Source organism: Pseudoxanthomonas suwonensis J47, from assembly GCF_000513955.1.
Taxonomy (GTDB): domain Bacteria; phylum Pseudomonadota; class Gammaproteobacteria; order Xanthomonadales; family Xanthomonadaceae; genus Pseudoxanthomonas; species Pseudoxanthomonas suwonensis_C.
On sequence record NZ_AZUZ01000001.1, the window covers coordinates 206,988 to 226,542 of the forward strand.

The 19,555-nt window shown below is 72.1% G+C and carries 27 protein-coding genes; 6 read left to right on the plus strand and 21 right to left on the minus strand.

Going from position 1 to position 19,555, the window contains the following annotated elements; translation table 11 throughout:
• Window positions 1-57: 57 nt before the first annotated feature.
• The 11 genes from M503_RS0100865 to M503_RS0100915 form a co-directional block, all read right to left on the minus strand.
• Window positions 58-327: an HPr family phosphocarrier protein gene (locus tag M503_RS0100865; RefSeq protein ID WP_024868180.1), complete on the minus strand. Its 270-nt coding sequence runs from the start codon at window positions 325-327 to the stop codon at window positions 58-60.
• Entirely contained in the window at window positions 320-712 is a 393-nt protein-coding gene (locus M503_RS0100870; protein ID WP_024868181.1) for a PTS sugar transporter subunit IIA, read from the minus strand. Before M503_RS0100870 ends, M503_RS0100865 begins: the two co-directional genes overlap by 8 nt.
• A gap of 99 nt (window positions 713-811) precedes the next feature.
• Window positions 812-1,684 (minus strand): RNase adapter RapZ, encoded by an 873-nt coding sequence (gene rapZ, locus M503_RS0100875; protein WP_028918578.1) that lies wholly within the window; start codon window positions 1,682-1,684, stop codon window positions 812-814.
• Entirely contained in the window at window positions 1,681-2,634 is a 954-nt protein-coding gene (gene hprK / locus M503_RS0100880; RefSeq protein ID WP_028916144.1) for an HPr(Ser) kinase/phosphatase, read from the minus strand. The genes rapZ and hprK overlap by 4 nt, the downstream gene beginning before the upstream one ends.
• An 83-nt stretch (window positions 2,635-2,717) precedes the next feature.
• Entirely contained in the window at window positions 2,718-3,035 is a 318-nt protein-coding gene (hpf, locus tag M503_RS0100885; protein WP_028916143.1) for a ribosome hibernation-promoting factor, HPF/YfiA family, read from the minus strand.
• Window positions 3,036-3,090: 55 nt separating this feature from the next.
• Window positions 3,091-4,548 carry an RNA polymerase factor sigma-54 gene (locus M503_RS0100890; protein ID WP_028918579.1) on the minus strand — a complete coding sequence of 486 codons (1,458 nt, stop codon included), beginning with the start codon at window positions 4,546-4,548 and terminating at the stop codon, window positions 3,091-3,093.
• A gap of 54 nt (window positions 4,549-4,602) precedes the next feature.
• Complete coding sequence (lptB, locus tag M503_RS0100895; RefSeq protein WP_028918580.1) at window positions 4,603-5,322, minus strand: LPS export ABC transporter ATP-binding protein; 720 nt, start codon at window positions 5,320-5,322, stop codon at window positions 4,603-4,605.
• A complete protein-coding gene (lptA, locus tag M503_RS0100900) occupies window positions 5,322-5,846 on the minus strand; it encodes a lipopolysaccharide transport periplasmic protein LptA (protein WP_024868187.1) in 525 nt (174 codons plus the stop codon). Before lptA ends, lptB begins: the two co-directional genes overlap by 1 nt.
• Window positions 5,827-6,384, minus strand: coding sequence for an LPS export ABC transporter periplasmic protein LptC (gene lptC / locus M503_RS0100905; protein WP_028918581.1), 558 nt, complete (start codon window positions 6,382-6,384; stop codon window positions 5,827-5,829). Before lptC ends, lptA begins: the two co-directional genes overlap by 20 nt.
• Window positions 6,381-6,950: a KdsC family phosphatase gene (locus M503_RS0100910; protein WP_028918582.1), complete on the minus strand. Its 570-nt coding sequence runs from the start codon at window positions 6,948-6,950 to the stop codon at window positions 6,381-6,383. Before M503_RS0100910 ends, lptC begins: the two co-directional genes overlap by 4 nt.
• Window positions 6,951-6,976: 26 nt before the next feature.
• Complete coding sequence (locus M503_RS0100915) at window positions 6,977-7,990, minus strand: KpsF/GutQ family sugar-phosphate isomerase (RefSeq protein WP_028918583.1); 1,014 nt, start codon at window positions 7,988-7,990, stop codon at window positions 6,977-6,979.
• Window positions 7,991-8,056: 66 nt separating this feature from the next.
• Between M503_RS0100915 and M503_RS0100920 the strand changes: the two genes are divergently transcribed.
• The 3 genes from M503_RS0100920 to M503_RS0100930 are packed head-to-tail and all read left to right on the plus strand — an operon-like array spanning window position 8,057 to window position 9,904.
• Entirely contained in the window at window positions 8,057-8,287 is a 231-nt protein-coding gene (locus M503_RS0100920) for a BolA family protein (protein WP_024868191.1), read from the plus strand.
• A gap of 43 nt (window positions 8,288-8,330) precedes the next feature.
• Window positions 8,331-9,605: a UDP-N-acetylglucosamine 1-carboxyvinyltransferase gene (gene murA, locus M503_RS0100925; RefSeq protein ID WP_028918584.1), complete on the plus strand. Its 1,275-nt coding sequence runs from the start codon at window positions 8,331-8,333 to the stop codon at window positions 9,603-9,605.
• Entirely contained in the window at window positions 9,605-9,904 is a 300-nt protein-coding gene (locus M503_RS0100930) for a hypothetical protein (protein WP_028918585.1), read from the plus strand. The genes murA and M503_RS0100930 overlap by 1 nt, the downstream gene beginning before the upstream one ends.
• Window positions 9,905-9,937: 33 nt before the next feature.
• Here M503_RS0100930 and M503_RS0100935 read toward each other — a convergent pair whose 3' ends face one another.
• Genes M503_RS0100935 through purM form a run of 5 tightly spaced genes read right to left on the minus strand, consistent with a single transcriptional unit; the run spans window position 9,938 to window position 13,677 of the window.
• Entirely contained in the window at window positions 9,938-10,630 is a 693-nt protein-coding gene (locus M503_RS0100935) for a DUF3108 domain-containing protein (RefSeq protein WP_051414070.1), read from the minus strand.
• A gap of 1 nt (window position 10,631) precedes the next feature.
• Window positions 10,632-11,426 (minus strand): DUF3108 domain-containing protein, encoded by a 795-nt coding sequence (locus M503_RS0100940; protein ID WP_037060060.1) that lies wholly within the window; start codon window positions 11,424-11,426, stop codon window positions 10,632-10,634.
• A 46-nt stretch (window positions 11,427-11,472) separates the two neighbouring features.
• A complete protein-coding gene (gene purN / locus M503_RS0100945; protein WP_028918588.1) occupies window positions 11,473-12,138 on the minus strand; it encodes a phosphoribosylglycinamide formyltransferase in 666 nt (221 codons plus the stop codon).
• Between the two features lie 44 nt (window positions 12,139-12,182).
• Window positions 12,183-12,617, minus strand: a complete 435-nt coding sequence (locus tag M503_RS0100950) for a hypothetical protein (RefSeq protein ID WP_028918589.1) — start codon at window positions 12,615-12,617, stop codon at window positions 12,183-12,185.
• 7 nt (window positions 12,618-12,624) lie between these two features.
• The gene (gene purM, locus M503_RS0100955) at window positions 12,625-13,677 is read right to left on the minus strand and encodes a phosphoribosylformylglycinamidine cyclo-ligase (RefSeq protein WP_028918590.1); all 1,053 of its coding nucleotides are present in this window, start codon (window positions 13,675-13,677) and stop codon (window positions 12,625-12,627) included.
• 158 nt (window positions 13,678-13,835) lie between these two features.
• Between purM and M503_RS0100960 the strand changes: the two genes are divergently transcribed.
• From M503_RS0100960 to hda, 3 genes are read left to right on the plus strand one after another with little or no spacing between them, the layout of a single operon-like run.
• Complete coding sequence (locus tag M503_RS0100960; protein WP_037060062.1) at window positions 13,836-14,927, plus strand: DUF2066 domain-containing protein; 1,092 nt, start codon at window positions 13,836-13,838, stop codon at window positions 14,925-14,927.
• Window positions 14,924-16,105: an AI-2E family transporter gene (locus M503_RS0100965; protein WP_028918592.1), complete on the plus strand. Its 1,182-nt coding sequence runs from the start codon at window positions 14,924-14,926 to the stop codon at window positions 16,103-16,105. The genes M503_RS0100960 and M503_RS0100965 overlap by 4 nt, the downstream gene beginning before the upstream one ends.
• Window positions 16,102-16,812, plus strand: coding sequence for a DnaA regulatory inactivator Hda (gene hda, locus M503_RS0100970; protein ID WP_037060065.1), 711 nt, complete (start codon window positions 16,102-16,104; stop codon window positions 16,810-16,812). The genes M503_RS0100965 and hda overlap by 4 nt, the downstream gene beginning before the upstream one ends.
• 15 nt (window positions 16,813-16,827) lie before the next feature.
• On the opposite strand, the gene M503_RS0100975 is transcribed toward hda, so the two are convergent.
• From M503_RS0100975 to M503_RS15360, 5 genes are read right to left on the minus strand one after another with little or no spacing between them, the layout of a single operon-like run.
• Window positions 16,828-17,313, minus strand: a complete 486-nt coding sequence (locus M503_RS0100975; protein ID WP_024868201.1) for a hypothetical protein — start codon at window positions 17,311-17,313, stop codon at window positions 16,828-16,830.
• Window positions 17,314-17,341: 28 nt separating this feature from the next.
• Window positions 17,342-18,121 (minus strand): PDZ domain-containing protein, encoded by a 780-nt coding sequence (locus tag M503_RS0100980; protein ID WP_081720888.1) that lies wholly within the window; start codon window positions 18,119-18,121, stop codon window positions 17,342-17,344.
• Window positions 18,112-18,612 carry a hypothetical protein gene (locus M503_RS0100985; protein WP_028918595.1) on the minus strand — a complete coding sequence of 167 codons (501 nt, stop codon included), beginning with the start codon at window positions 18,610-18,612 and terminating at the stop codon, window positions 18,112-18,114. The genes M503_RS0100980 and M503_RS0100985 overlap by 10 nt, the downstream gene beginning before the upstream one ends.
• Window positions 18,613-18,624: 12 nt before the next feature.
• Window positions 18,625-19,002, minus strand: a complete 378-nt coding sequence (locus tag M503_RS0100990; protein WP_028928061.1) for a hypothetical protein — start codon at window positions 19,000-19,002, stop codon at window positions 18,625-18,627.
• Window positions 18,999-19,538, minus strand: coding sequence for an RNA polymerase sigma factor (locus M503_RS15360; RefSeq protein WP_051414071.1), 540 nt, complete (start codon window positions 19,536-19,538; stop codon window positions 18,999-19,001). The genes M503_RS0100990 and M503_RS15360 overlap by 4 nt, the downstream gene beginning before the upstream one ends.
• Between the last annotated feature and the right edge of the window lie 17 nt (window positions 19,539-19,555).

Sequence of the window (19,555 nt, forward strand, 5' to 3'; positions counted from 1 at the left end):
CGAGGGAGGGCGCGACGAAGGGCGGCCGAGCGCGGTGTTGGCCCGGCGCGACCATGCTCAGGCGTCCTCGTCGAAGCGCCGTTCGAACAGCGAGGTGATCGCCTCCATGGCGGCGGCTTCGTCCTCGCCTTCGGTACGCACGGTGATCGGGGTGCCCTGGCCGGCCGCCAGCAGCATCACGCCCATGATGCTCTTCGCGTTGACCTCGCGCCCCTTGGCCTGGAGGGTCACCGCGCAGCGGAACGGAGCCAGCTCCTGCACCAGCTTGGCGGTGGCCCGGGCGTGCAGGCCCAGGCGGTTGGAGACGGTGAGTTCACGTTCAAGCATCGTCGATGATCGCTCCATTGCGCGTTCCCGCCGCCGCGGTGGCGGGCAGGTCGTCCAGTCCCTGTTCCGGATAGTTCATTACCCGCAGCAGCATCGGCAGGCTCAGCGCCGCCACCCGCCGTACCGGCGTTCCCAGCCTGGCCACCTTCGCCGCCAGGTTGCTGGGGCTGGCGCCGTACAGGTCGGTAAGCACCAGGACGCCGTCCCCCTGGTCGACCCGGCGCAGCGCCGCCGAGGCCGCGGGCAGCAACTGTTCGAGGTCGGCGTCGAACGGGACTTCGAAGGCTTCCGCCCGCAGCGGCAGGGTGCGCAGGAGGGTGGTCGCCACCGACAGCAACGCGCTGCCGACGCCGGGGTGGGTTATCAGGAGGATGCCACAGGCCATGGCGGAAAGTTAACAGACGCCCGTGACCGGCGTCAGTGTTCCCGGTCATTGCCTTGCGGCTGGAACCGGTACCACGGCGCCGGTCGCGCCGGCGGCCGCTCAGTCCTGTTCGCGGTGGTAGGTCGCGACCTCTTCCCAGCCCTGGTCCCGGGCGTGGGCGGCCAGGCGCTCGGCCAGGTAGACGGAGCGGTGCTTGCCGCCGGTGCAGCCGAAGGCCACGGTCACGTAGGCCCGGGTCTCGTTGCGCAGGCGCGGCAGCCAGGTGTCGAGGAAGCCGGACACCTGGGCCACGTAGGTGGCCACGTCCGGGTCGGCGTCCAGGTAGTCGCGGACGCGGGCGTCGCGGCCGGTGAGAGGGCGCAGGTCGGGGTGCCAGTGCGGGTTGGGCAGGACCCGCGCGTCGAACACGAAGTCCGCTTCCTCCGGCACCCCGCGTTTGTAGGCGAACGACTCGAACAGCAGCGACAGGCCCGGGCTCTGCTCCAGGGCGAAGCCGGTGATGACCAGGCGGCGCAGCTGGTGCACGTTGAGCGCGCTGGTGTCGATCACCGCGTCGGCCTCGCCGCGCAGCGGCGCGGTGAGCTCGCGTTCGCGGGCCAGCGCTTCCGGCAGGGACAGGCCCAGGCGGGTCAGCGGGTGGCGGCGGCGGGTGTCGGCGAAGCGGCGCAGCAGCACCTCGTCGCTGGCCTCGAAGAACAGCAGGCGCGCGTCCACGCCCAGCGAGTCGGCGATCTGCCGCCATTCGGCCAGGCGGGTGAGGTCGCTGTTGCGGCTGCGCACGTCGATGCCCACGGCCATGCGCTGGGGCAGGCCATCGCCGCGGACCATGCTGCGCACGAACGCCGGCAGCAGGTCCACCGGCAGGTTGTCGGCGCAGTAGTAGTCCAGGTCCTCGAAGGTCTTCAGCGCCACCGACTTGCCCGAGCCGGACAGGCCGCTGACGATCACCAGGGCGGGCTGGCCGGTGTTCATGATCCGCGGCGCTCCAGCAGGCTGCTGTGGCGGGCGATGAACATCGCCGCCGGGTCGATGCCCTTGGTGCGCAGGATGTGCAGGCGCGTGGCGGCTTCGGTGAGCACCGCCAGGTTGCGGCCGGGCATCACCGGCAGGGTGATCAGCGGCACGTCCAGGTCCAGCACATGGCGGGTGCCGGAGTCGCCGGTCAGGCGTTCGTAACCGTGCGGGTTGGGCTCGGTCATCGGCCGGGTCAGGTGCACGATCAGGCGCAGGTACTTGTTCTTCTTCACCGCGGTGTCGCCGAACATCTCGCGCACGTTGAGCACGCCCAGGCCGCGCACCTCGAGCAGGTCCTGCAGCAGCTCCGGGCACGTGCCGTCGAGCACGTCCGGGGCGATCTGGGTGAATTCGGGCGCGTCGTCGGCGACCAGGCGGTGGCCGCGGCTGAGCAGTTCCAGCGCCAGCTCGCTCTTGCCCGAGCCGGCCTCGCCGGTGATCAGCACGCCGATCGAGTAGATCTCCATGAACACCCCGTGCAGGGTGACCCGCGGCGCCAGCGTGCGCGCCAGATGGTAGGAGAGGTGGTTGAGCAGTTCATGGCCGCGCTTGGGCGAGACCCACAGCGGGGTGTCGCTTTCCTCGGCGGCGGTGCGCAGGTCCTCGGGGCAGGACTGGTTCTTGCTGATCACCAGCGCCAGCGGGCGGAACTGGATGATCTTCTCGATGGTTTCCCAGCGCAGGCGCGCGTCCAGCGAATCGAGCCAGGCCAGTTCCTCGCTGCCGAGGATCTGCACCTTGTTGGGGTAGACGGCGTTGAGGTAGCCGGCCAGCGAGGGGCGGCGGGCGTTGGTGTCGCCGGATTCGATGCTGCGGTTGCCACCGCCCTGGCCGGCCAGCCAGCGCAGCCCGAGTTTCTCCTGCTGCTGCTCGAACAGTTCGCGCGCGGTGATGCTGGCGTTCCTCATGCGGCCCTGGCCTCGGCTGGGAAGTGCGCGCATTGTCGCCCAAACCGGTGGCGCGTGGGCCACCGGCGGGCGCGCCAGCGGGGTCAGAGGGCGTCGGACACCGCCCGCGGGGCGTGGCGGTCCTGCTGCTTTTCCTTGTGCTTTAGGATCAGGCGGTTGAGCTTGTCGGCGAGCACGTCGATGGCCGCGTACATGTTCTCGCCGGCGGCGTCGGCGTGCATGGTCCTGCCGGGGACGGTGACGGTGGCTTCGGCGCGGTGGTCGGGCTTGCTCACGGCGAGCTGCACGCGGACCTCGATGGGCTGGTCGAAATGGCGGTCGAGGCGCTGCAGCTTGCTCTCGACATATTCCTGCAGCGCGGGCGTGATCTCCAGCTGCTGGCCGTAGGTTTCGATGCGCATCATGTACCTCCTGGTCGTTGCCGCGTGGGCGGCTCCGCCGGGGGCGGTATCCGATTCAGGCGATCCGGACCCGCTCGTGCGAAGCCGAAATGTTCATGGCTTCACGATACTTCGCCACGGTCCGCCGCGCCACCGGAATTCCAGCTTCCTTGAGCAGGTCGGCCAGCTTGGCGTCAGACAACGGCTTGCGCGGGTTCTCCCCTTCGATGAGACGGCGGATCAGGGCCTGGATCGCGGTGCTGGACGCCTCGCCGCCGCCCTCGGTGTCGATGCCGGATGCGAAAAAAGCCTTGAGCGGCAGGGTGCCGCGCGGGGTGCGCACGTACTTGCGCGCGATCGCGCGGGAAACGGTGGATTCGTGCAGGTCGATCTCCGCGGCGATCTCGCGCAGGGTCAGCGGGCGCAGCGCCTGTTCGCCGAACTCGAGGAAGCCGGACTGCATGCGCAGCAGGCAGCGCATCACCTTCAGCAGGGTCTCGCCGCGCGCCTCCAGGCTCTTCAGCAGCCAGCGCGCCTCCTGCAGCTGGGTGCGCAGGTAGCCGGCGTCGCTTTCGCCGCAGCGGCGGATCATCTGTTCGTAGCCGCGGTGGATCGACACCTTCGGCATCGCCTGCTGCGACAGCGCCACCTTCCACACGCCGCGCTGGCGCCAGACCACGCAGTCGGGGATCACGTAGGCGTCGGTTTCCACCTCGCCGATCTGCTTGCCCGGGCGCGGGTCCAGCGAGCGCACCAGCTGCACCGCCTGTTCGACCTCGTCGACCGCGGCGTGCAGTTCCTGGGCGATGCCGGCCACGCCGCTGCGCGGCAGGCGCTCCAGCGGGCCGTCGACGATGCGCAGGGCGAGGGCGCGGCCGGGCGTGCATCCGGGCAGCACTTCCAGTTGCAGGCGCAGGCATTCGCCGAGGTTGCGCGCGGCCACGCCGACCGGGTCGAAGCGCTGCAGCTGGTGCAGCACGGTGAGGATCTCGTCCTCGTCGGCCACGGTTTCCGGCAGCAGGGTCTCGGCGATCGCCGACAGCGGCTCGCGCAGGTAGCCGTCCTCGTCCAGGGCGTCGATCAGCGCCGCGCCGATGCGGCGGTCGCGTTCGGACAGGTGCGACAGGTGCAGCTGCCAGAGCAGGCGGTCGGCAAGGTTCTCCGGCTCGGCCATGCGCTCGGCGGCGTCCTCGCGGTCGTCGTCCTGGCCGCCGCCACCGCCGCTGCCGGAACTCCCTTCCCAGACACCGCCCTCGTCGGGCGACCAGTCGTCGGTGGCCTCGCGGATCGCGTCGGCCTCGCCGTCGGCATGTTCGCGGTCGCCGTCGCCCTCGCCCGGGGGCGAGCCGTCGGCCGGCGCGGCGGCGTCGTAGCCTGCGTCCTCGGACCACTCCAGCAGCGGGTTGGTCTCAATCGCCTGGGTGACCTCGGCCTGCAGTTCGAGGGTGGACATCTGCAACAGGCGGATGGCCTGGCGCAGCTGCGGCGTCATGACCAGGTGCTGTCCCAGCGATGTCTGCAGCCGTGCCTTCATGTCCCTGCCAGGTTGGGTGCCATGGGCTGCCGGCCAGCCGGGGGTGCGGGCGGACTACAGGCGGAACGCGTCCCCGAGGTACACCCGGCGCACGTCCGGGTTGGCCAGCAGCGCGTCCGGCGCCCCCTGCGCCAGTACGCTTCCTTCGTTCAGGATATACGCCCGGTCGCAGATTCCCAAGGTCTCGCGCACGTTGTGGTCCGTGATCAGGACCCCGATGCCCCGGTTCTTCAGGTGGGTGACGATGCGCTGGATCTCCCCGACCGAGATCGGGTCGACGCCGGCGAAGGGCTCGTCGAGCAGGATCAGGCGGGGTTTGGCGGCCAGGGCGCGGGCGATCTCGCAGCGGCGGCGCTCCCCGCCGGACAGGCTGGCGCCGAGCTGGTCGGCGACGTGGCCGATCTGCAGTTCGTCCAGCAGCGACGAGAGTTCGCGCTCGATGCCTTCGCCGTCCAGGTCCTCGCGCAGCTGCAGGACCAGGCGCAGGTTGTCGGCCACGGTGAGCTTGCGGAACACCGAGGCTTCCTGCGGCAGGTAGCCGACGCCCAGGCGGGCGCGGGTGTACATCGGCTCGCCGGTGATGTCGCGGCCGTCGAGCACGATGCGCCCGGCGTCGGCGGCGACCAGGCCGACGATCATGTAGAAGCAGGTGGTCTTGCCGGCGCCGTTGGGGCCGAGCAGGCCCACGACTTCACCCGCGTCCAGGCTGAGCCCGAACTCGCGCACCACTTCGCGCTGGCGGTAGCGCTTGCGCAGGCCTTCGGCGACCAGCATCAGTTGTCCCCGCCCTTGGCCGGCGCCTGCACGCGCGGCTGGATCACCGTGCGCACGCGGGTGCCGTCGCCGCCGCTCTGCATCTGCCCGGTGGCCATGTTGTAGACCATGCGCTGGCCGCTGTTGCTGCCGCGCGGCGACTCGATCCTGAAGTTGCCGGTCAGGGTCAGGATCTCCTTGCGCGGCTCGTAGACGATGCGGTCGGCGCGCGCGTTCATCACCGTGCCGTCGTCGAGCTCCTGGCGCATGGTGGCCTGCTTGCCGGTGAGCACCACCTGGTCGACGTCGCCGCCGCGACGCAGCACCTCGGCGCGCGAGGCGCGCACGTCCAGGGTGCCCTGGCGGATGATCACGTTGCCGGAGAACACGCACTTGCTGTTCTCGTCGGCGACGTTGCAGTCCTGGTGGTCCGACTCCAGGTCCATGGGCTGGTTGCGGTCGGCGGAACGGGCCGCGGCCAGCCCGGGGACCAGCAGCAGGCAGGCCAGGGCCAGTGCGGTCCCTCTAGCGCTTGGAGAGCTCATAACGGACCTTGACTTGGGAGAGCAGGCGGTAATTGCGGTTGCGGAGGTCGGCTTCCATGCCGACGCCGGTCTGGATGATACCCGGCTGGGTCAGGGTGACGCGGTCGCCGGTGCGCGCCTGGTGGGTCTCCGGGAGCAGTTCCAGCCAGCCGGTGCGCAGGGACACCTGCGAGGGATTGTCGCCTTCGCCGTCGCCGGCGACGTTGCCCTCGAGGCGGGCGAGGTCGCCGCCCGGGGCGACCCAGCCGCGGTCGGCGCTGAGCCGCCACATGCCCTCCTGCGCGGGCACCAGGAACACCGGCTCGGTGATCGCCAGGCTCTCGTCCTCGCGGCTGCGCTGCAGTTCCGGCGCCTTCAGGCGCACGGCCTCGGTGCCGTCGCGGGCCAGGGTGACCATCTCGAAGTCGCGCAGCACGTAGTCCGAGCGTTGCCCGGCCTCGGCCGGGGCGGCGCCGCGGTCGCGCATGCGCCAGGCCGACCAGCCGCTGACGATGGCGGCGGCCAGCAGGACCAGGCCTAGGACGGTGCGCCAGCTCATGCGCGGCGTCCGTCGCGCGCGCCGTGGCCGCCGGCGAGGATGTCGCCGACGTGGCCCTGCGCGGCCAGCAGCACGTCGCAGACCTCGCGCGCCGCGCCTTCGCCGGCGTTGGCGCGGGTGCGCCAGTGCACGATCTCGGCGATCCACGGATGCGCGGTGGCCGGCGCCACCGACAGGCCGACGGCGCGCAGGCAGTCCAGGTCGGGCAGGTCGTCGCCGACGAAGCAGGTCTGCTCGCGCGACAGGCCGTGGCGGGCGATCAGTTCGTCCATGCAGGCCAGCTTGTCGAGCACGCCGATGTGCGTTTCCAGCCCCAGGTCGGCGCCGCGCTTCTGCGCCACCAGGCTGGGCCGCGCGGTGATCAGCGCGACCTGGAAGCCGAACCGGCGCAGCTGCACCAGGCCCTGGCCATCGAGCACGCTGAAGGACTTCATCTCGTTGCCGGCGCTGTCGAAGTACAGGCGGCCGTCGGTCAGCGTGCCGTCCACGTCCAGGCACACGAGGCCGATGCGGCGGGCGCGCTCGTGGATGTCGGGGGCGACGGTCGCGAGGGGGTCGTAGGGCACGTAGGGGTCCGTATGCAGGAAGCCGGTTAAACCACGCGCGCGCGCAACAGGTCGTGAATGTTGAGCGCGCCGACGGCGCGGCCGTCGTCGTCGACCACGAGCAGGCCGTTGATGCGGTGCTGCTCCATCAGCCGCGCCGCTTCGGTGGCCATCTGCCCGGCGCGCACGGTGCGCGGGTTGCGGGTCATCACCGCGTCGATCGGGGTGCCGCGCACGTCGACGCCCTGGTCGAGGGCGCGGCGCAGGTCGCCGTCGGTGAAGATGCCGAGCAGGCGTCCGTCGGCGTCGACGATGCCGGTCATGCCCAGGCGCTTGCGGCTCATTTCCACCAGCGCCTCGGCGACGGTGGCGCCGGCGCGGACCGCCGGCAGCGCCTCGCCGCCATGCATCACGTCGTCGATGTGCAGCAGCAGCCGGCGGCCGAGGCTGCCGGCCGGGTGCGAGCGGGCGAAGTCGTCGGCGGTGAAGCCGCGCGCCTCGAGCAGCGCGACCGCCAGCGCGTCGCCGAGGGCGAGGGTGGCGGTGGTGCTGGAGGTCGGCGCCAGGTGCAGCGGGCAGGCCTCGGTCGGCACCGACACGTCCAGGTGCACGTCGGCCTCGCGCGCCAGGCTGGACTGCGGCCGGCCGGTCATCGCGATCACCGCGTTGCCCTGGCGGCGCAGCGCCGGCAGCAGCATCAGGATCTCGTCCGATTCGCCCGAGTAGGAGATCGCCAGGACCACGTCGGTGTCGGTGATCATGCCCAGGTCGCCGTGGCCGGCCTCGCCGGGGTGGACGAAGAAGGCCGGGGTGCCGGTGGAGGCGAGGGTCGCGGCGATCTTGCGCGCCACGTGGCCGGACTTGCCCATGCCGGTGGCGACCACGCGGCCGGTCCCGGCCAGCACCAGTGCGCAGGCGCGGGCGAAGTCGTCGCCGATGCGGGCGCCGACGGCGGCAAGGGCCTGGCCCTCGATTTCCAGGACGCGACGGCCGCTGGCCACCAGCCCGGCGGGATCGGCGGAGACGGGGCGGGGGGCTGCCGGGAGTGGGGACTGGCTCATGCAGGGCTCGGTCCGGAACGGCCGGATTCGCTAGAATGCGGGGCTTCATTCTAGGCCAAGCGCTACATGGACGCCGACACCATCCGCCGCATGATCGAGGACGGCCTGCCCGGCGCGCGTGCGCAGGTGCACGGCGACGACGGCGTGCACTTCGAAGCCACCGTGGTCTGCGAGGCCTTCCGCGGCAAGCTGCCGCTGGCCCGCCACCGCATGGTCTACGCCACCCTGGGCGAGCTGATGGGCGGGGCGATCCACGCCCTGGCCCTGAAGACCGTCACTCCCGACGAGGCGGCCTGAGCCGCCCCGCCACCGCCCCCGCGCCCGGACAAAGCAGGTTCCAATGCAGAAGATCGTAGTCAGCGGCGGCACGCCGCTCCGCGGCGAAGTCGCCATCTCCGGCGCCAAGAACGCCGTCCTTCCCATCCTCTGCGCGACCCTGCTGGCCGACGCGCCGGTGGAAGTGCTCAACGTCCCGTACCTGCACGACGTGGTCACCACGATCAAGCTGCTGCGCGAGCTGGGCGCCGGAGTCGAGCTCGAGCGCGGCACGCTGGCGCGCGGCAGCCGCCTGGTGGTCGACCCGTGCAGCGTGGACCAGCACGTGGCGCCCTACGAACTGGTCAAGACCATGCGCGCCTCGATCCTGGTGCTGGGCCCGCTGCTGGCCCGCCACGGCGCGGCCGAGGTCTCGCTGCCGGGCGGCTGCGCGATCGGCTCGCGCCCGGTCGACCAGCACATCCGCGGCCTGCAGGCGCTGGGCGCGGAAATCAGCGTCGAGAACGGCTTCATCAAGGCCCGTGCGAACCGCCTCAAGGGCGGGCGCTTCGTGTTCGACATGGCCACCGTGACCGGCACCGAGAACGTGATGGCCGCGGCCACCCTGGCCGAGGGCACCACCGTGCTCGAGAACGCGGCGATGGAGCCGGAGATCACCGACCTGGCCGAATGCCTCAACGCGCTGGGCGCGCGGATCGAGGGCGCCGGCACCCCGCGCATCACCATCCATGGCGTCGAGCGCCTGGGCGGTGGCCGCCACACCGTGCTGCCGGACCGCATCGAGACCGGTACCTTCCTGGTCGCCGCGGCCATGACCGGCGGGCGCGTCACCGCGCTCGGTGCGCGCGCCGACACCCTCGACGCGGTGCTGGTGAAGCTGGCCGAGGCCGGCGCCGAGATCACCACCACCGCCGACAGCATCACCCTGGACATGCACGGCAGGCGGCCGAAGGCGGTGAGCCTGACCACCGCGCCGTACCCGGCGTTCCCGACCGACATGCAGGCGCAGTTCATGGCGCTCAACTGCATCGCCGATGGCGTGGGCGTGATCAGCGAGACGATCTTCGAGAACCGCTTCATGCACGTCAACGAACTGCTGCGCCTGGGCGCGGACATCCGCGTCGACGGGCATACCGCGATCGTGCGCGGCGTGCCGCAGCTCAGCGGCGCGCCGGTGATGGCCACCGACCTGCGCGCCTCGGCTTCGCTGGTGCTGGCCGGCCTGGTCGCCAGCGGCGATACCACCATCGACCGCATCTACCACCTGGACCGCGGCTACGAGAACATCGAGGAGAAGCTCGGTGCGCTCGGCGCGCGGATCCGCAGGATCGACGGCTGATGCTGTTGCGGGGCAAGCTGACGCCGCGCCGCAAGCTGCTGCTGGCCCTGCTTGCGGCGTTGCTGCTGCTGGTCGGCTGGATGGGCTGGGTCGGGATGGCGGTGACCCGCGGCGTCGAGACCCGCGACATGGACTGGGACGGCGACGGCACGGTGACCCGCGCCGAGATCCTGCAGTCCTTCTACGCGGTCACGGCGGAGCATTCGCGCGACGGCAACCGCGAATGCACCACCTTCCGCCGCTTTTCCGGCGGCGAAGCCATCCGGGTCGACTGCCGCACGGTGTTCCGCGAGGAGTAGCGGCGCGGACGCCGTGGCCGGCGCCCTCCGGGTTCAGCGCACCGAGCGCAGGACCAGGTTGATCGTGTCCATGCCGTTCTCGCGCTGCAGGACGCGCGCGGGCACCGGCAGCTCCGGCACGATCCACACCAGCATCTCGCGCTTGTCGGTGCGCCGCACCAGCTTGGTCGCCTGCTTGCTGGCGCCGCCGACGGTGACCGCTTCCTTGCCGACCACTTCCCACTCCATCTCGCGCACGCGGCCCTCGTCGACCATGCGGTACTTGAGCGGGCGGCCGGCGGCCAGGTCGCGGACCACGGCGAGGTTGATCAGCAGCGCGTCCATGTCGCCGGGCTGCAGCTTCACCGGGCCACGGCGTTCGGGCTTGACGTCGCCGCTCCAGGTGGCGGTGCCGGCCTTCCAGTCGTAGGTCGCGTCGACGTTCTTCTTCTTGAACACCGCCGCCGAGCGGTCGCTGCTGCTGAGCGGGCGCAGCCGGCCCTGGTGTTCGTCGAACACCGTGTTCTGGCTCACGTCGGCGACCTGGTTGCGGATGGCCAGGCTGTACTTCCAGCGGTTGCCGCCCTCCTGGGCCAGGCTCATGGTGCCGGTGGCCTGCATGCCCAGGTAGCTGGCCTGGTAGTCGGCGGTGAACGGCTCCAGCGACGCGGCCTGCGCGGTGGTGGCGGCCAGCGCCAGCAGCACGGCCAGCCAGGGGGCGTAACGGAAGCGGATGCGTCCCAACATTTCAGACTCCTCGGTATTCGACCAGGCGCAGGTCGATCTCGTCCTCGCCATCCTTGCGCTGCAGGATGCGGACGGGTGTGGGCACGCCGCTGGCGACCCACAGGACGGTCTCGTCGCCGGGCTTGTCGGTGCGGGCCACGCGCAGGGCGTCGTAACTCATGTCGCCGACGGCCATGATCTCGGGTTCGGCGGAGACCACGTAGGTGTGGTCGCGGGCACGGCCCATGTCCACGAGGCGGTAGTGCAGGGTATCGCCGGGATCGGCGTCGCGCATGATCGCCAGGTTGAGCAGCAGCGCGCTCATGTCGCCGGGCTGCAGCTCCAGCGGCTTGCGCCGGTCCTTCTTCAGCTTGCCCTGCCACTGCGCCTGCATCCGCGACCAGTCGTAGGTGCCGGTGGCGCGCTGGTCGAACATCAGCACCTTGCGCACCGTGCTCTGGCTCAGCGGCCGGTAGTACCCGCCGGCCTCGTCGAACACCGTGCTCTGTTCGATGCGCAGGCGGGTGGCGCCGGCGATGCCGCGTTCGCCCAGGATCGACAGGTCCAGCCGCCAGCGCCCGTCGCCGGTGTGGACCAGCTGCATGCTGGCGTTTCCGGCCGGCTTGCCCTGGTAGTGCGCCTCGTAGGTCGCGTAGAACGGCTCCAGCAGCCGCGGCGGCGATCCGGTGGGCCCCAGCGCCGAGGACGCAGGTTCATCCGCCGCGCCGGCCCGGGCGAGGGCAGCCGCGTGCCAGCCGGCGCCAAGCAGGCACAGGCCGAGGATCGGGAGGCGGAAGATGTTCGCGGGAAGGGGCATGCAGGCGGATCGGCGGGAAAGGCTGCAGCATGCCCGGAACAGCGGCTCAGCCGCGTGATTCCGGATGCAGGATGCCAGCGGAATCTAGTTGCAGCGGTCTAAACAGGGTCTGACCATCGACCCGGACCTGGCCATCCTGTTCAGCAAGGCGGCCGGATGCCGCCAGGGCCATGACCGCGACCACCAGCCGGTGTTCATGCGGGAGCAGGCGCGCGGCCAGGGTTTCGGGCGTATCGCCGGCTTCGACCGGGATGCGCACCTGCGCCACCACCGCCCCGGCATCCAGCTCCGGCACCACGAAGTGGACGCTGGCGCCGTGCTCGACGTCGCCGGCTTCCAGCGCTCGCGCGTGGGTGTGCAGGCCCTTGTACAGCGGCAGCAGCGAGGGGTGCACGTTCAGCAGGCGACCCTCGAAGCGGCGCACGAAGGCGTCGCCGAGGATGCGCATGTAGCCGGCGCAGAAGATCCAGTCCGGCCGCACGGCCGCCACCGCGTCGCCGAGCGCGGCGTCGAACGTGGCGCGGTCGGGGAAGGCGCGCGCGTTGGCGCTCCAGCGCAGCGGACCGGGCACCTTGGCCAGCGCAGGCGCGCCCGGGCGGTCGGAGAACACGCCCACCACTTCGGCGTCGAGGCGGCCGTCGGCGATCGCGTCGAGCAGGGCCTGCAGGTTGCTGCCGCGGCCGGAAACAAGGACGGCGACGCGCGCGCTCATGCGGCGGCCCCCGCGGCCGGGAGGCGGGCGGACACCGGCGGCATTCAGGATTCCGGGAACAGGGCGCGGACCCGCGGCCGGGTCAGCACCAACAGGGTGAACACGCCCAGCACCGTGCCCAGCGGCATCATCATGCAGGACAGGGCGGCGACCACCAGGCACAGCAGGTGCCGGCGGCGGCGGGCGATGCAGCGGCCGGCGTAGACCATCAGGCCGGCGAGGGCGAGGCCGAACCCGATCATCAGCGACGCGGCCACCACGAAGATCCAGCCGAACATCCGCGGGTCGAACGGGGCCGCGCCGGCGGCCTCCATCGGCAGGCGGCCGCTGACGATGGCCAGGCCCATGACCAGGTGGATCACCGGGAACAGCGCGAACAGCCCGGTCACGCCGCCCAGCACGTAGTGGAATACCGACAGCAGCTGCAGGTGGCGCAGGTCGTCGGCCGTCGCTTCCAGCGGGGGCGGGGCGGTGTCCACGGCCCGGTCAGCCGATGCGGACGCGTTCGCCGTCGCCGGCGGCGCGCACCACCTGGCCGATCGCGCGATGCGCCAGGCCTTGCGCGTCCAGGCTCGCGGACACCGCGGCGACCGCTTCCTGCGGCAGCACCAGCACGAAGCCGACGCCGCAGTTGAAGGTGCGCCACATCTCCGCGTCGGCCACCGCGCCTTCGCGCTGCAGCCAGTCGAACACCGGCGGCAGGACGATCGCCGAGGCCTCGATGTCCAGGCCCAGGCCGTCGGGGATAACGCGGATGATGTTCTCGGTCAGGCCGCCGCCGGTGATGTGGGCCATGGCGTGGATCGATTCGCCGTGCTCGCCCAGCAGCGCCAGCACCGGCTTCACGTAGAGGCGGGTCGGCGCCATCAGCGCGTCGGCCAGGGCCACGCCGCCGACCTGCACATCGGCCGGGCGGCCGGCGCGGTCGAAGATGCGGCGGATCAGCGAATAGCCGTTGGAATGCGGGCCGGAGGAGGCGATGCCGAGCAGCACGTCGCCCTCGCGCACCCTGGCGCCGTCCAGCAGCTGCGACTTCTCCACTGCGCCGACGGCGAAGCCAGCCAGGTCGTACTCGCCCGGCGGGTACATGTCCGGCATCTCGGCGGTCTCGCCGCCGATCAGCGCGCAGCCGGACTCCTCGCAGCCGCGGGCGATGCCGCCGACCACCGCGACGGTGGTGTCCACGTCCAGCTTGCCGGTGGCGAAGTAGTCGAGGAAGAACAGCGGTTCGGCGCCCTGGACCAGGATGTCGTTGACGCACATGGCGACCAGGTCGATGCCGATGGTGTCGTGGCGGCCCAGCTGCTGGGCCAGCTTGAGCTTGGTGCCGACGCCGTCGGTGCCGGAAACCAGCACCGGCTCGCGGTACTTGTTCGACAGGTCGAACAGCGCGCCGAAACCGCCCAGGCCGCCCATGACCTCGGGGCGGAAGCTGCGCCGCACCAGCGGCTTGATCCGCTCGACGACTTCGTTGCCGGCGTCGATGTCCACGCCCGCGTCGCGGTAGGTGAGGGGGGCGGGCGTCGGGGTCTGGCTCACGTTCAAGGCCTGCGGCAGCGCTAGCGGGGAAGGCGCGCATTCTACCAGCCGCGTCCGCCCGGCGGCCGGGGCGTGAAGGCGGCCGCGCGCCTTGATTGGCGCGATACGGGCATTCGGGCAACAATTCACCGCATTACCGCCCCCGGCAAGGACACCGCATGCGAGCCCTCCGTGCTAACGCTGGCCTGACCCCACTGCTGTGGCTGTGCCTGGCACTGGGCGCGGCCGCCGTGCCCGCGCGCGCCCAGGAGGGCCTGCGCACCGAGGGCGACGTGGCCCGCGCCGAGGGCCTGTACGCCGCCGAGGTCCCGGTCGGCAGCCAGACCGGCGAGGCCCGCGAGGCCGGCTATGCCCGCGCCCTGGCGCGGGTGCTGGAGAAGCTGTCCGGCGACGCCGCGGTGGTGAACCGCCCGGGGGTGGCCCAGGAGCTGCGCAACGCCCGCAACTACGTCGATTCCTACGACTTCCGCCAGGACCAGGGCGTGGGCGCGACCGGCGCGACCACCTTCCGCACCATGCTGGTGGTGCGCTTCAAGCCGGAAGCGGTGGACGGGATGATCGCCGCGCTGGGCCTGCCGGTGTGGCCGCAGCCGCGGCCCAAGCCGGTGCTTTGGCTGGCGATCGACGACGGCAGCGGCCCGCGCCTGCTCACCACCGCCCAGGTCAACGCCGCGCGCAGCGTGCTCGATCGCGCCCAGGAGCGCGGCTTCCGCCTCGGCCTGCCGGCCGGCGCCGCCGCCGAGCAGGCCGCGGTCGGCGCGATCTGGCGCAACGACCCGGCCGCCGTGGCCCGCGCCTCGGCCCGCTACAGCCCGCCGATGCAGCTGATCGGCAAGCTCTACCGCAACGGCCCCGGCTGGACCGCCGACTGGACCTTCGTCGACGCCGGCCGGGTGCTGGCCACGCGCACGGTCGAGGAGGCCGACGCGCGCCGCGCCATCGCCTCCGGCGCCGACGTGGCCGCCGACGCGCTGGTCCAGCGCTACGCCAAGGCGCCGCCCTCCGAGCCGGCCGGCACTTACCGCCTGGTGTTCACCGGCCTGCACAGCGCCGAGGACTACCTGCGCCTGTCGGCCGCGCTGCAGCGCATGCCGGTGGTGCGCGGGATCGTGCCGGCACGCGCCGACGGCGACCGCGTCGAGCTGGACCTGGAGCTGCTGACCGGCGTATCCGGCTTCAACCGCATGCTCGGCCCCGACGCGCCGGTGGTGGCCGTGGAAGGCGCGACCGCGGAGTACCGGATCCGATGAGCACCAGTCCCGAGAACTCGCCCGAATACGAGATCGCGCGCTTCCTGCGCCAGCTGCGCTGGCTGGCGGTGGGCCTGGGCGCGCTGTGGCTGCTGTGGGTGCTGGCGCCGATCCTGACCCCGTTCGTGCTCGGCGCGCTGCTGGGCTGGCTGGGCGATCCGCTGGCCGACCGGCTGCAGCGCCGCGGCTATTCGCGCAACGTCGCCGTGGGCCTGGTGTTCTTCCTGATGACCCTGGTGCTGCTGCTGGGGCTGCTGATCCTGGTGCCGCTGCTGGAGCGGCAGGTGCGCACCCTGGTCGAGGCCGCGCCGGGCTACCGCGACTGGTTCATGACCACCGCGCTGCCGTGGCTGGAGGCGAAGAGCGGGCTGGACCTGGTCGGCTGGTTCGACACCGAGCGCCTGTACGGCTGGGTCCGCGAGCACTGGAGCACGGCCGGCGGCTTTGCCGCGACCCTGTTCGGCTACCTGTCGCGCTCGGGCGTGGCGATGATCGCCTGGGTCGCCAACGTGGTGCTGGTGCCGATCCTGACCTTCTACTTCCTGCGCGACTGGGACCTGCTGGTGGAACGCGTCGCCGCGCTGGTGCCGCGCGACCACGTCGGCACGGCCTCGCGGCTGGCGCGCGAATCCAACGAGGTGCTCGGCGCGTTCCTGCGCGGCCAGTTCCTGGTGATGCTGGCGCTGGGCGCGATCTACGCGATCGGCCTGCAGCTGGTCGGGCTCAAGCTCGGCGTGCTGATCGGGATCATCGCCGGCCTGATCAGCTTCATCCCGTACCTCGGCGCGACGACCGGCGTGGTCCTGGCGGTGGTCGCCGCGCTGGTCCAGGCGCAGGGCTTCGACCTGAAGCTGCTGGTGCTGGTCGGCGTGGTGTTCACGGTCGGCCAGCTGCTGGAGAGCTACGTGCTGACCCCGCGCATCGTCGGTGACAAGATCGGCCTGCACCCGATGGCGGTGATCTTCGCGATCCTCGCCGGCGGCCAGCTGTTCGGCTTCCTCGGCATGCTGCTGGCGCTGCCGGTGGCGGCGGTGGCCAACGTGCTGCTGCGCTTCGCCAACGAGCGCTACCGCGAGAGCGGGCTGTACACCGGCGACCACCCGACGATCCTGCTGGACCCGTACATGGACCCCGGCACGGTCGAGGAAACGGTGGTGCAGGAGCGGAGCGAACCGTGAGTGGTGCTCCCGGGGCCACGCCCCAGCTGCCGTTGTCGTTGCGGTATCCGCCGGACCAGCGCCTGGAGGGCTTCGTGCGCGCCCCCGAAGGCGCGATCGCGCAGCTGCGCGCGCTGGCGCGCGAGGCCGGCGCGGACTGGCTGTACGTGGAAGGCGCCAGCGGCACCGGCAAGACCCACCTGGGCCTGGCGGTGTGCGCCGAGGCCGAGCAGGCCGGGCGCCGCCCGGCCTACCTGCCGCTGCGCGCGGCCGCCGGCCGCCTGCACGAGGCGCTGGAGGCGCTGGAGGCGGTCGACGTCGTCGCCCTCGACGGACTGGAGGCGGTGGCCGGCAACCGCGACGACGAGGTCGCGCTGTTCGACTTCCACAACCGCGCCCGCGCCTCCGGCCGCGGCGTGCTCTACCTGGCCTCGGCGGGGCCGGCGGCGCTGCCGCTGGTGTTGCCGGACCTGCGTTCGCGGCTGGGCCAGTGCACGCGTATCGCCCTGGCCACGCTGGACGACGAGGGCCGCCGCGAGGTGCTGCGCGACCGTGCCCGCCGCCGCGGCCTGGTGCTGGAGGAAGCGGCGATCGACTGGCTGCTGACCCGCACCGGGCGCGACCTCTCGCAGCTGCTGGCGCTGCTGGAGCGGATCGACCGCGAATCGCTGGCGGCGCAGCGCCGGGTCACCGTGCCGTTCCTGCGCCGCGCGCTCGGCCTGGACTGAGCGGGCACGTCGCGCTCAGGGGCAGCGCTCGGCGCGCTCGTCCCACACCACCGGCTCCCAGTAGGCGTTGTCGCGGATGCTCTGCGCGTCCAGCCGGTCGCGCAGCAGGCGCGCGCCGATCGCGTAGCTGACGCCAGGCTTCACGTCGACGGTGAAGGTCTTGTACGCGCGCTGCATCTCCAGCTTCTTCATCCGCTCGATCTGGGCGATGGCGGCCCCGGGCAACCGGTGGGTGTCGATGTGGTCGGTGACGGTGAGCACGCGCTGGCCCGGCTGGACGCGATGCCGCGGCACCGGGTGCAGCGGCGTGCTGTCGCCGTCGATGCGGGTGATCTCGACGCGGAAGATGTCCTGGCTGCGCGGGACCGCGGGGCGTTCGCCGGTCACCCAGCCGCAGGTGCTGGTCGCGTCGCCGGGCAGCGGCGGGGTGTCGGCGCGGGCGAGGGCGGCCGGCTGCGTGGCGGCCAGCATCACGGCGAGCAGCAGGGTCGGTCGGTTCATGTCGTTCTCCTGGACCTGGGGGACTGCCTCAGCGGCAGGGTTCGCTGCGTGCCTGCACCACGACCGGCTGCCACGCCGGCGCGTTGCCGGGCGCGGTCGGGCCGTGGGTGCGGCCGGCGAGCAGGTAGCGGGTATCGGCGGCGACGTCGATGACCACGGCGCGCGACGCGTAGCTGTTCAGGGCGCGGGAGCGCTGCGCGGCGGGCGGGATGTGCTCGCGCACGATCACCACGCGTGGGCCGGGCGGAAGCCGGTACGGCTCGCTTCCGTCGGCCGGGACGCCGCGACCTTCGACCTGGACGATGTCCACCGCCAGCAGGCCGGCCGGCAGCGTGCCGCCGGGCCGGTACGTGGCGACCAGGCCGCACTGCGCCGAGCCGGTCGCGCGTTGCAGGTCGGCGGTGCCCGCCAGATCGAGTTCTTCGCCGTCGCGCCGCACGCGCACCTGCAGGCGGCCGTCGCCGGCCTGCAGCGCACGCGCCAGTGCCTCGCGCGGCGCGTCCACGCCGGCCAGGGCCTGGCCGTTGAGCGACAGCAGGCGGTCGCCGGCGCGCAGGCCGAGCCGGTCGGCGGCGCCGCCCGGTGTCACCGCCATCACCCGCAGGCCTTCGGTCTGGGGACGACGCACGTCGACCACCGCGCCCAGCTCGAAGGCATCGCGCGGGGCCTGCGTCGCAGGCGGCGCAGGCTGGGCCAGTACGCCCGGTGCCCAGGGCAGGCACAGCGCGGCCAGCAGCAGCGCGCGGCCGCGATGGCGGCCGGCCGGCGCCGCGGGCATGGATCGCACGGTGGAAGGATTCAGCGGCATGCCTGCGGAATCTCCTCCCACACCACCGGGTACCAGTACTCGTTGTTGCGGATGCTTTCCGTGTCGAGGCGGTCGCGGCGCAGGTGCACGCCGATGCGGTAGAGCCGGTCGGCGCGCACGTCGAGGATCAGCGGCTTGTAGATCTCGCCGAAGCTGCGCCGGCGCTTCATCTTCTGGATCTGCACCTGCTTGGCGCTGCCCAGGCGATAGGCCGGGATGTTCTCGGCGACCACCAGCACGTGCTTGCCCGGCTGCAGGCGGTAGGTCTCGCGCACCGCGTTGATGCCGTCGTTGTCGATGCGCATGATCGTGCCGGGGAACAGGTCCATGCTCTCCGGGATCGGCCGCGCGGCGCTGCTGACCAGGCCGCACCCGGGTGTGTCGACCGGCACGCCGTCGACGGGGATCGCCGGATATACCTGCGCGGACGCGGCGCCCGGCAGGGCGGTGGCCAGCAGCAGGAACAGGACGCGCAGCGGGGTCTTCGGCATGGAACCTCCAGATCAGATGCTGCTGCCGGGACGGCTGCCGCCGTCCAGCTGCGCGGCCAGGGCCTGGCGCACTTCCCACAGCGGCGCCAGTTCGTCGTCGCTGGCGCCGCGGTCGTAGGCGGTCTGCAGGGCGCGGTCGAGCGCGCGCAGCTGCTCGTCGACATCGGGCGTGGCCTGCACGACCGCCGGCGTGTCCATCGGCGGCGCCTGCACGCCCGGCCACAGCGCCACCGCCAGCAGCGCGGCGACGCCGAACGAGGCGGCGCCGGCGACGACGCGGCGCCGGTGGCGCTGGCGCTGGCGCGCGGCGAGCACGCGCGGCCACAGGCCTGGCTCCGGCGGTTCCGGCAGCGACTGCAGCAGTTCGTGGAAACGGTCGGGGGTGTTCATGCCTCGTTCTCCGGATCCAGACCGGCGCGCAGCCGGGCCAGCGCGCGCGACAGGATCGATTTGGACCAGCTCGGGCTGCGCCTGAAGCGTTGTGCCAGTTCCTCGTGCGACCAGCCTTCCATCTCGTGCAGCCAGACGAGGGTACGGACCAGGGGCGGCAGTCGTCGCAGCAGCGCATCGGCTTCGGCGAGGGTGGCGGGGGGCGCGGCCGCATCGACGGCTTCCGCGAGGGCGTGGTCGTCGGCCAGGCGATGCTCGCGGCGCAGGCGGTCGATCGCCAGGTTGGCGGCCACGCGCTTGAGCCAGGGACGCAGCGGCGTGTCGTCGCGCAGTCCGGAGAGGAAGCCGAACATGCGCAGGAAGGTTTCCTGGACGATGTCCTCGGCCGCGGCGCTGTTGCCGGTCAGGCGCAGGGCCAGGGCGTGGATGGCGCGGGCGTGGTCGCGGTAGATCGCCTCGAACGCGGCATCGTCGCCGTGCCGTGCCCGGCGCAGTCGCTCTGCCTCGCTTGTCGGGTCCTTTGGCGGTTCGCCCATCGTCCTGCTGTACGTAG